Raw genomic sequence first — 10,826 nt, forward strand, 5'->3', positions numbered from 1 at the left:
GTATAAAATCGAGCTAATCTAGCACATCGGCCAAAAATATCAACCTATTTTATCTTCATCTATAGCCGAAATGCGAGCTATCACCTCATCGATCAACCACTTCGGCGTCGAAGCGCCCGCCGTGACCCCCACGCGACTCACCCCCTCGAACCAGGCCGGATCGATCTGCCCGGCGGTCTCGATATGGTGCGTGCGCGGCAGGAGCTCCCGGCAGATCTGGGCCAAGCGTTTCGTGTTGGCGCTGTTGAAACCGCCGATGACGATCATGCAATCGACCTCTCCGGCAAGCTTCTTGGTCTCGTACTGGCGCACCGCCGTGGCATCGCAAATGGTGTTGTAGACGCGGGTTTCCCCCCCGCGCTCCAGGCAGGAGGCGACGACGTCATTCAGGTGTTCGAAGGACTGGGTCGTTTGCGCCACCACCCCCATCTTGGCCATGCGCGGCAGCCGGTCTACTTCCTTGCCGGAACTGACCACGTATACCCGCCCCGTCGCATAGGATACGATCCCCTGCACCTCGGGGTGCACGGCGTCACCCACGACGATCACGTCGTACCCCTCCTTGGAAAGGGTCGCCACGTGCTCCTGGGCCTTCTTGACGAACGGGCAGGTTGCGTCTACCACCTCGAGTTCCGCCTGCACCGCAGCCTCAAGCTCGCTCGAGGCGACGCCGTGGGAGCGGATGATGATGGTGCCGCCGTTTTTGACCTCCTCGACGCTCTCCACCGACTTGACCCCCATCTCTTCGAGCCGCTGCACGACCTGCGGCGAATGGATGATGGGACCCAAGGTGTAGGTGTCACCGCCGCGGTCGGCTGCGTCGAAGGCCAGGTGCGTCGCCCTTTTGACCCCGAAGCAGAACCCTGCGTGTTTTGCGAGTATGACTTCCATGCTTTACCCCTTCTCCCCTTTGGCAATGCGTTCGCGCACTGCCCTCTCCATGACCGCGAGCACCTCATCGATGGAGAGGCTGGTCGAATCGATGGGGAGTGCGTCGGCTGCCTGCTTGAGCGGCGCGTGTTCGCGCCCCTCGTCCTGCCGGTCGCGCTGGATCACCTTGGCGATGGTCTCTTCGAGGGTGGCGCTGTCGCCTCGAGCGGCAAGCTCCAGGTAGCGGCGCCTGCCGCGCTCTTCGGCGCTGGCGGAGAGGAAGAACTTCACCTCGGCGTCAGGGAAGACCACCGTGCCGATGTCGCGCCCTTCGAGGATCACTCCCCCCTTGGCACCCATGGCACGCTGCATGGTCAAAAGCGCCGCGCGCACCGGCTTTCTGGCCGATACGGCAGAGGTCAAAAGGCCGATCTCCTCGGTGCGGATCTCCCTGGAGACGTCCTCGCCGTTCGCAAGGACGCGGCACCCCTCGCCGTCCCGCACGAAGGTAATCTCAAGGGTTCGGCAGAGCTCGGCAAGTCCCGCGTCGTCGTCCGCGGCGATTCCCGCCCGCTTGGCCATCAGTGCCACGGCGCGGAACATGGCGCCGGTGTCTATGTGAATGTATCCGAGCCGCCTTGCCAAGAGCTTCGTGAGGCTGCTCTTCCCGGCCCCGGAGGGGCCATCTATCGCTACGATTACTCCGTTTTCTCTTACTGTGTCGCTCAACGCCTTACTACCCCCTCAAGGAGTTCGCGGAAGCCGGGGAAGGATGTGGCGATGCACTCGACGTCGGAGATCGTGGTGTTCCCTTTTGCGGTAAGACCTGCCACCGTCATGGACATGGCTATCCTGTGGTCGCCGAAGCTGTCCGCCGCACACCCCTTCAGCGAGGCGACGCCGGTTATTTCCATGCCGTCCGGCGTCTCCGTCACGGTAACCCCGGCGCGTCTTAGGTTGTCCGCCATGGCGGCGATGCGGTCGGTTTCCTTCACCCTAAGTTCGGAGGCGTCCCGCACGACGGTGGTCCCTTCGGCGAGCGCTGCCGCGACGCAGATGGAGGGGAACTCGTCGATGGCGCGCGGCACCACCTCACCGGAGATCTCCATCGCCTTCAGCTTCGAGGAGCGCACCAGGAGGTCCGCCACAGGTTCACCGGACTCCTCGCGCTCGTTCAGGAGCTCGATATCTCCCCCCATCCCCTTCAGGATGTCGAGGATGCCGGTGCGGGTCGGGTTGACGCCGACGCCGCGGATCAGGAGCTCGGAGCCCGGTACGATGAGCGCCGCCACCATGAAGAAGGCTGCCGAGGAGATGTCCCCGGGGACCACGATATCGCGTCCGGTAAGCTCGGGGCCGCCGAAGACCCGCACGCCCCCGGGGAAAGTCTCGACCCTGGCGCCGAAGGCGCGCAGCATGCGTTCCGAGTGGTCACGGGAGAGGTGCGGTTCGCGCACCACGGTCTCGCCGTCCGCGTACAGCCCTGCGAGCATGATGGCCGACTTCACCTGGGCGCTGGAAACCGGGGAGTCGTACTCGATGCCGGTCAGCTTTCCCCCCTGGATGGCGAGAGGCGCCTTTTCACCGCCGGCGCGTCCGCTGATGCGGGCGCCCATCCGGCTCAAGGGGCCCACCACGCGCTTCATCGGGCGGGCGCGCAGGTACTTGTCGCCGGAGAGAACCGAGAAGAAATTCTGGCCGGCAAGAAGGCCGGTAAGAAGGCGCATGGAGGTGCCGGAGTTGCCGCAATCCAGCACGTCGCCCGGCTCTTCCAGGCCGTGCAGACCTTTGCCGTGGATGGTGACCGTCTCGCCGTCATCGTCGATTTGCACCCCCATGGCGCGAAACGCCTCCAGGGTAGCCAAGGCGTCCTCGCCGCGCAGGAAGCCGGAAACCCGGGTGATCCCGCTGGCGATGGAGCCGAACATGATGGAGCGGTGCGAAATGGACTTGTCCCCGGGGACACGGATTTCGCCGCGGATGCCGGTGGCGGGTTCAACGGTATAGCTTTGCATGAAGCACCTCGGTGCGAGCTTTCACAATTTTTTGTCGGACTGGTCGGACTGGTCGGACTGGTCGGACTGGTCGGACTGGTCGGACTGGTCGGACTGGTCGGACTGGTCGGACGGCGGCTGCTGGCTGCTGGCTGCTGACTGCTGCTGTTACAGAATCGCGTCCCGCTTTTGCTTGGAGTTCAGGAAGAAAGCCCGCAGCCCTTCGGCATCTTCGGCGGCAACCAAGCCGCGCAGCTTTTCCAGATACCCGGAGAAGAAATCCATCATCTCCAGAATCGCATCCTTGTTGGTGAGCGCGATATCACGCCACATCACCGGATCGGACGAGGCAATCCGCGTGAAATCCCTGAACCCGCCGGCGGAAAAGGAGAGCAGATCGCCGCCGAACCGGTCGTAACCGTCAACGGCATTGACCAGCGAGTAGGCGACCATGTGGGGAAGATGCGATATCGCCGCCACCACCAAGTCGTGCTGCACCGGATCCATAAGCGGCACGTTTGACCCGGCCACCTTCCAGAGCTCGACCACCTTCTCCAGTGCGGCCGGATCGGTGTTCCCGGTCGGGGTGACGATGCACCGCCTCCCCTGGTACAAAGTGGAGAAGGACGCCTCTACACCGGAGTGTTCGGTACCGGCTATGGGATGCCCGCCGACGAACCAGGTTCCTTCCGGCATGAGCGGCTCGCATGCCGCAACCACGTACTCTTTCACGCTCCCGCCGTCGGTCACGATGCATCCTTTTGAGAGATGCGGCGCGATCTCAGCCACCACCTGCGGAATACTGCAAACCGGTGTCGCAACAAAGACCAGATCGGCCCCTTCGACTCCTTTTTTCGCATCGGTGGTGTAACTGTCCAAAACGCCCAGCTCGACGCCGCGCTTCAGGTTCGCCTCGCCGCGGCCGATGCCGACGACCTCACCCACGGCCTTCTTCTCACGCAGGACACGCGCGAGCGAACCGCCGATCAGACCGACGCCGATCACGGCCATCTTCTTGAAGTAGACCATGCTAGGACTCCCTCATTGGCGTGCTCGTGGGTAGGAGCCCAGCACCTTCACGAATTGGCAGCAGGTGGAGAGTTCTTTCACCGCCTCGGCCACTTCCGGGTCGTCGATGTGCCCGGTGAGGTCAAGGTAGAAGATGTACTCCCACGCCTTCCTCTTAAGCGGTCGCGATTCGATCTTGGAGAGGTTTATGTTGCGCTTGGCGAACGGCTCCAGCATGCGGTGCAGGATGCCGGCCTCGTCGCGGACCGAGAACATGAGCGAGGTCTTGTCGTCGCCGCAACGCTCGGCCATCTTCCGTCCGATGACCAGGAACCGGGTGAAGTTGTTCACCTGGTCCTCGATGCGCGCCTTGACGATCTTCAGGTTGTAGATCGACGAGGCGTACTCGCTGGCAATGGCCGCAGCGGTGTAATCCTCGGCGACGATCTGCGCCGCGAGTGTCGTCGAGGCGACATCCACGAGCGGCACGTTGGGGAGGTTCTCGGCGAGCCACTTGCGGCACTGGGCCAAGGGCTGCGGGTGCGAATAGACCTTCTTGATGTCCTCGAAACGCCCGGTGCGGGAGAGCAGGAAGTGGGAAACCTCGAGGAGCACCTCCGCGTTGATCTTCAGCTCGCTCTCCATGAACATGTCGAGCGTGTGCGAGATCATCCCCTCGGTGGTGTTCTCCACCGGGACCACGCCGTAATACGCCTCACCCTTCTCGACCGCCTCGAAGACGGCTGGGATGGAGCGCTCCGGCGAAAGCGAGGCGGAGAGTCCGAAATGCTGCATGGAGGCCAGGTGGCTGAAGGTGGCGCTGGGCCCCAGGAAGGCGACCTTGAGCGGCTTCTCCAAGGCAAGCGAGGCGGAGATGATCTCGCGGAACACGTCGCGGACCGCCTCAGACGGGAAGGGTCCCGGGTTCTCCGCGGTAAGCCGGTCGTAGATCTCCCTCTCGCGGCTGGGGACGTGGAAGTCGCTGCGGTTCTCGGTCTTCACCGCGCCGACCTGCATCACGAGCCTTGCCCGCTCGTTCAGAAGTTCCAGGATGTGGTCGTCAACCGCATCTATGTCCTGACGGAGTTTTGACAGAGTCTGCTTTTCTTTCAAAGCCTTGGGTCGCCTTTCAGGAGGGATGGTGGCACTTTGCGGAGCTGATACTTATAAGATACCCGCCGCAAAGATGCAACTTTTTTCTGTTTACTATGAGACCTCGGCACGCGCCTCGGGGTTCATCGGGTTCATGCGGACCGCCAGCGAGAAGAGGTATGGGTAGTCCTTCTGCAGGTGCGCCATGTAGGAGAGCCACTCGATGAGAAGGTAGGTATGGGCGCGTTTCATGTCGCCGCTTAGGTGGTCCATATCGCTTGCCGGCAGGCCCAAGAGCGAATGGCGCGCCTGGAGTTCCTCGATCAGGTGGAAAACGGCCCAGAGCAGGTCGGTGAAGGAATCGTGCTCGAGGAGGTTCGGGTTTTCCATGAGGGACAGCATCACCCCCTTCTTCTCGGCGAGAAAGCTCTTCAAAGCGGCGAGGTCGCCGACGCGGGAGTCGGGACGGACGTCGTGCGTGTCGAGGAAAAGACGGGCGGAGCGGTAATCATCATTCTTCCAGCGCACGTTGACCCTGAGATTCCTGGAGAGCTCCTCCCCGTCCTGATAGAAGGCCTGCAGATCCTTCAGAAGCGGCGTACCCACCTCGCTGAAAAAGATGCCGATCACCATATTGAGCTTCTTGATCATCGCCTCGCGTTCGCGCTCCTTCAGCACCCGCTCGATCATCAGGGTGACGAAGAGGACGTAGACCGGCAGGAAAGCGACGTTGGACATGAACCCGAAGCCGATCTCCTGCAGGCGGCCGAACGCGAAGTAATCCGCTAGGTACAGGACGAGGGACACCACGAGCAAAAGCAAGACGATGCGGTCCTTAGGCATGCGGAAAAATCTCAAAGGGAGCCTCCTGAAGAAATAAAAGGCGTCAAGGCGAGAGGCTCTAACGCAAAGGCGCAGAGCCGCAAAGACGCAAAGCAAACCGAGTAATGGTTCAAAACCAAAGGCAGGGGGGTCTTATACTGGGTTTTCATCGAAAATACAAGAGTTTGGTTTCCTCTTTGCGCCTTCGCGGCTTGGCGTCTTTGCGTTAGAGCCTTTCACCCGATGCGCTTGAGGCCGTCGGCGATGCGGATGGTGGCGCCGCGCCAGGTGGGGAAGATACCGGAGACGACACCTACCGAGAGCGCCGCCAAAACCTCGAAGAGCAGGGTCTGCGGGGAGACGGTGAAGTAGGGAAAGTACTGGGCGAGCTCGCTCTCGATCCAGTGTGCGGCCGGGAAGGTCAAGGCAACGCCCAGGAGCCCGCCCAGAAGGGATATGGCGACCGATTCCCCGAAGATGAGCCCGGCCAGGTGCCCCCCTTTGAACCCCAGCGTTTTCAGGGTCGCGTACTCGCCGATCCGTTCGCGTGCCGTCATGGCCATGGTGTTGGCCGCGACCACCATGATGATGGCGATCACCATGTACGAGACGATCTGGATCGCGACCATGATCGCCTCGGTCATCGAGACGAAGCTCATATGGAAGGCCTTCTCCGTCTCGGTCAGGGTCTCGGCCAGGGAATTCTTGAACATGGAGTCCACGGCGAGCGCCACATCGGGGGCAAGCCCGGGGTTCTTCACGCCGACAACGAAATAGCCCACCTGGTCGGCGCGCCTGGGCACGGTGCGACGCATGGTCTCGTTCAGGTAGGTCCAGTGGAAAAGGAAGATGCGCTCCTCGGTCGCCTTCTCCTTGCCGTGGTAAATGCCGCGCAGCACGAACTCCCAGTCGCCCGGGTAGATGGTCCCTTTCAGGGTGATCAGGTCCCCCACCTTCCAGCCGTAGGTCCGGGCCAGGCGCTCCCCGACGATGCACCCCTTGCGGTCGAGGAGAAAGTCGTTTTTCTCCTTGGGAGGGAGGATGAACTCAGGGTAGAGCTCTAAGTAGCTGCGCGGTTCGATGGCGTAGTTGGCGAAGAAGTTCTTCTGCTCCTTGTAATAGGCCCCGAACCAGTTTCCGTAGGAGGCCGTGGTGACCCCGGGCACGCCGCGGATCCTCTCCAGGTAGGAGATGGGGAGCGGGAAGACGAGCGAGATGGCATTGCGGGTGATGAGCCTCGTGTCCGAGGCATGCTCGGCGCCTGAGTACCAAAGCCCGACGAGGGTCGTCAAGAGGCCGTAGGCGAGCACCGCCACCGCCACTCCGACGACGGTGAGCACGGAGCGGAGCCTGTGTCGGAAAAGATTCCGGAGGATGTATTTCAGGATGAACATCGAAACCTCATGTGGCCCGAAGCGCCTCCACTATCTTCATGCGCGAGGCCCGGAAAGCCGGGAGCACACCTCCCACGAGCCCCATGACGGCGGAAAAGAGAAGCGACTTCCAGACGATGCCGAAGGTGAGCGTGAAGGAAAAGGCGAGCTCGGAGAACGAGGCCCAGTTCATGGTCGAGATGGTGATGAGCTGCATGAACGAGGCCGCGAAGATGCCGAGAAGGCCGCCGCACACTCCCAAAAGAAGCGATTCAATGATGAAGGCGGAGAGGATGCTCTTTCTCTGGAAGCCGAGCGCCCTCAGGGTGCCGATCTCGGTCACCCGGTTGGCAACCGCGGCGTACATGGTGATGGTCGCGCCGATCACCGCACCGATGGAGAAAACCACGGTGAGCACCATCCCGAGGATGCGCAGAAACTTCGCCATCGCCTCGGACTGGTCCAGGTAGTACCGGGTCTCCCGCTTCGCCTCTACGGTGAGGCGCGGGTCCCCCTCCACGCGCGCCTTGTAGGCGTCGAAAGAGGTGGTGTCGCGCAGCCTGAAGATGATCGACGAGTACACCGGCCGCCTGAAGGCCTGCATCATCTGGTCGCGATCGCCCCAGATCTCCGAGGAGAAGCCGGTCGCCCCGGCATCGAACACCCCCACGACGCGCCAGTCACGCATGGCAAAACGAAGCGTCTCGCCAAGTCCGCACCCTTTGAAGCGGCGCGCCACGCTCTCCCCGGTCACCACCTCAGCGGAGCCGGCCCTCGGCATGCGCCCCTCCTTCAGATGGACCGCCGGCCGCAGCTTGAGGGAAGCGGGTGTGATTCCCCTGATGATGACGTTGGACGGCGTGTCGGTCACCCGTTTCTTCAGGTTGATGAGAACCACCAGCTCCTTCGCGAGAAGCGGCTCGCCGTCCTCCCCCACGGCGACCTCAGGCTGGCTCTCCAGAAGCGCCGCCTGGTCCCGTTCCACCGCGCTTTGCACCTCGGAGTTGGAAGACTTCCGCAAAAGCATGACGTTGTCCGGCGAGCCGGTCTGCACCAGGGTCTTTTGCAACCCCTCGGTGAGCATCAGCGTCGCGGCGAAGACGAAGACGACGAGCCCCATGCCGCTCGCGGTGAGGACCGTTGTGAGCCGCCGGGTCCATAGGTTTCGGAAGCTGTAGGAGTAGGGAATGCCCATCTAGGTCACGCTCAGCTCGCCCTTCTCCAGGTGCCGCACGAGATGGGCCTTCTCGGCGGCGCGGGGATCGTGGGTCACCATGATGACGGTCTTGCCGAACTCGTGTACCAGGCGGTCCATGAGCTGGAGGATCTCTTCCGCGGAGGCGCGGTCGAGGTCACCGGTCGGCTCGTCGGCCACGAGGATCTCCGGGTCGGTGACGATGGCGCGGGCGATGGCGACGCGCTGCTGCTGTCCGCCGGAGAGCTGGGAGGGGTAGTGGTCCATCCGGTCGGCAAGCCCCACCACGTTCAGCACCGCCTCCACGTGCTCACGGCGTTCGCGCCGGTTCAGGTGGGTGAGCAAAAGGGGGAGTTCCACGTTCTCGAAGGCGGTCAGGACGGGGATAAGGTTGTAGAACTGGAAGATGAAGCCGACGCTGACGGCGCGCCAGCGGGCAAGATCGCTCTCTCCAAGGCGGGTGATCTCCACGCCGCCGATCTCGATCTCCCCCTCGTCGGCACTGTCGATCCCCGCGACCAGGTTCAAAAGGGTGCTCTTGCCGGAGCCGGAGGGCCCCATGAGGGCGACGAATTCGCCCCTCGCGATATCGAAGCTGATGCCGGAGAGGACCGGGATGATCTGGGTGCCGCGGCGGTAGGACTTGGAGAGGTTCCTGATCCTTACGATGGGCTCGGTCGTTTGCGCCATGCTACTTTTCCGCCGTCTTCACGCGGCTGCCGTCGCGCAGCTTGTCCAGGGGCTTCGTGGCGATGCGGTCACCCGCTTTCACTCCGGAATCGACCTGCACCAGGTCGCCCAGTTTTCCACCCAGGGTAACGGGGGTGAGCTGCGCCCGGTCCTTCACCACCTTGAAGACGTAATCCTTGTCGTCGCGGTGCACGACGGCCGCGGGAGGGAGACCCACGCGCGGCGTCCCCTCACCCTGCCGCAGTTCGCGCTCCAAAAAGGCGACCTTGGCGCTCATCTCCGGGAGGATGCGCGGGTCCTTGTCCAGGAAGCGGACCTTGACCATGACGCTCCCCTTGCTGCGGTCCGCGGTCGGGACGATGGTGTAGAGGGCGCCGCGGAAACGGACGTCGGGAAGGGCGTCGAGAAGGATCTCGCACGGCTGTCCCACCTTCACCCTGGCGAGGTTCGCCTCGGAGACGTCGGCCTCCACCTGCAGCGAGCCCATGTCGGCCATGGTGACCACGGCGGCCTTCGCGTTGGCAGCGGCGGCAAGGGGGGAAACGATGTCGCCGACGTCGGCGTTCTTGGTGAGGACAACGCCGTCGAAGGGGGCGCGGATCAGGGTGTAGTCAAGGGAAGCATCCGCCCCCTTGAGGGCGCTTTGCGCCTGCCTCACGTTGGCGCGGGCCGCCGCCACGGCGGCCACGGCGCGCTGATAGCGGGCTTCGGCGGTGTCGTAATCGGCCTGGGCGATGATCCCCTGCCCCACCAGTTCTTTTGCGCGGGAAAGCGCCCGGGCGGCGTCCTTTTGTTCCACCCCGGCCTGCTCCAGGTTGTCCTGCGCCGCGGAGACGGCAGCCGAGGCCTCCCCCTTCACCGCGGCAACGTCCCGGTTCTCCAGGCGGGCGATCAGCTGTCCCGCACGCACCACGCTCCCCTCCTCCACGCCGAGCCATTCGAGGCGCCCGGTCGCCTTGGAGGCGACGGCGGCCTTTCGCTGTGCCACGACGTAGCCGCTTGCGTTCAAAAGGGAAAATGTCTGGGAAGGGTAGATGAGGGAAACGGTGGCAACCTCAATCTCGACGCTGCGCCTGGAAATAAAGGTCCAAAGTCCCAGGAGAAGGGCGATGAGCACCACGGCTGCGACGAGGCGCGGGCGCCGGGTTCTGGCGCCGCCGGGAGTATAGCGTTTCTTGTCGATGGTCAGTCTGTTCAGGTCGTCTTGCGCCATGCCCGGTCACCCCGATAAAGCGGATTCAATAAAAGCGGAAGCTAACACATTTTAAGGCAGCGGGGAAGTCCGCAATTTTCCTAGAGCTCCTCGAGCTGGACATCGGTTATCTCCACATCCGGGCGCTCCGAAACGAGCCAGGATTCCAGTTCCTGCAGCAGTTGCCTCGCGCGCATCGGGCTTGCCGCCACGGTGACGAAGCAAAGTTCCGCGTCGGCGGGCTGGTCGTGCAGCGCACTCTCGGAGCAGGCGACGTTGAAGCGGTTACGCGACCGCGACAGCACGCTCTTCACGATGGCGCGCTTCTCCTTCAGGGTGCGGCTGGTGAGGAGAAGTCTCATTTGCAGCAGGGCTACGTGCATCGGGTTGCTCCTTTTCCGGGTTAATGGAGGAAACTCCGGGTTGGGTACGCGGTCGGACCGAGGCTAAATCCCCCCTGTCCCCCCTTCGCAAAGGGGGGGACGTCAGGGCACATGCGGCTCTTCGTGGACTCTATTTTCTCTGCAAGGCGAGCCCGGCAGCGGCGCGGGTGGCGGCTGCACGCGGTAATCCAGTATACACGCACACCC

At 63.1% G+C, this 10,826-nt stretch carries 11 protein-coding genes; all 11 read right to left on the reverse strand.

Annotated features, from left to right (window positions below):
• Window positions 1–39: 39 nt before the first annotated feature.
• The 11 genes from ispH to E8L22_RS00155 all read right to left on the reverse strand — a co-directional run bounded on the left by ispH (window position 40) and on the right by E8L22_RS00155 (window position 10,619).
• Entirely contained in the window at window positions 40–891 is an 852-nt protein-coding gene (gene ispH / locus E8L22_RS00105; RefSeq protein WP_136523272.1) for a 4-hydroxy-3-methylbut-2-enyl diphosphate reductase, read from the reverse strand.
• A 3-nt stretch (window positions 892–894) separates the two neighbouring features.
• Window positions 895–1,599, reverse strand: a complete 705-nt coding sequence (cmk, locus tag E8L22_RS00110; RefSeq protein ID WP_136523273.1) for a (d)CMP kinase — start codon at window positions 1,597–1,599, stop codon at window positions 895–897.
• Window positions 1,596–2,885, reverse strand: a complete 1,290-nt coding sequence (gene aroA / locus E8L22_RS00115; RefSeq protein WP_136523274.1) for a 3-phosphoshikimate 1-carboxyvinyltransferase — start codon at window positions 2,883–2,885, stop codon at window positions 1,596–1,598. Before aroA ends, cmk begins: the two co-directional genes overlap by 4 nt.
• A 147-nt stretch (window positions 2,886–3,032) precedes the next feature.
• Window positions 3,033–3,893 (reverse strand): prephenate dehydrogenase, encoded by an 861-nt coding sequence (locus tag E8L22_RS00120; protein WP_136523275.1) that lies wholly within the window; start codon window positions 3,891–3,893, stop codon window positions 3,033–3,035.
• 12 nt (window positions 3,894–3,905) lie between these two features.
• The gene (pheA, locus tag E8L22_RS00125; RefSeq protein ID WP_136523276.1) at window positions 3,906–4,985 is read right to left on the reverse strand and encodes a prephenate dehydratase; all 1,080 of its coding nucleotides are present in this window, start codon (window positions 4,983–4,985) and stop codon (window positions 3,906–3,908) included.
• Between the two features lie 93 nt (window positions 4,986–5,078).
• Window positions 5,079–5,822, reverse strand: a complete 744-nt coding sequence (locus E8L22_RS00130) for a hypothetical protein (RefSeq protein WP_136523277.1) — start codon at window positions 5,820–5,822, stop codon at window positions 5,079–5,081.
• Between the two features lie 200 nt (window positions 5,823–6,022).
• Entirely contained in the window at window positions 6,023–7,180 is a 1,158-nt protein-coding gene (locus tag E8L22_RS00135) for an ABC transporter permease (RefSeq protein WP_136523278.1), read from the reverse strand.
• A gap of 7 nt (window positions 7,181–7,187) precedes the next feature.
• On the reverse strand, window positions 7,188–8,354 hold the full coding sequence (locus E8L22_RS00140) for an ABC transporter permease (protein WP_136523279.1): 1,167 nt from the start codon (window positions 8,352–8,354) through the stop codon (window positions 7,188–7,190).
• Complete coding sequence (locus E8L22_RS00145; RefSeq protein ID WP_136523280.1) at window positions 8,355–9,044, reverse strand: ABC transporter ATP-binding protein; 690 nt, start codon at window positions 9,042–9,044, stop codon at window positions 8,355–8,357.
• Between the two features lies 1 nt (window position 9,045).
• Window positions 9,046–10,257 carry an efflux RND transporter periplasmic adaptor subunit gene (locus E8L22_RS00150; protein ID WP_136523281.1) on the reverse strand — a complete coding sequence of 404 codons (1,212 nt, stop codon included), beginning with the start codon at window positions 10,255–10,257 and terminating at the stop codon, window positions 9,046–9,048.
• An 80-nt stretch (window positions 10,258–10,337) separates the two neighbouring features.
• Window positions 10,338–10,619 carry a DUF503 domain-containing protein gene (locus E8L22_RS00155; protein ID WP_136523282.1) on the reverse strand — a complete coding sequence of 94 codons (282 nt, stop codon included), beginning with the start codon at window positions 10,617–10,619 and terminating at the stop codon, window positions 10,338–10,340.
• Between the last annotated feature and the right edge of the window lie 207 nt (window positions 10,620–10,826).

Source organism: Geomonas ferrireducens (genome assembly GCF_004917065.1).
Lineage (GTDB): Bacteria > Desulfobacterota > Desulfuromonadia > Geobacterales > Geobacteraceae > Geomonas > Geomonas ferrireducens.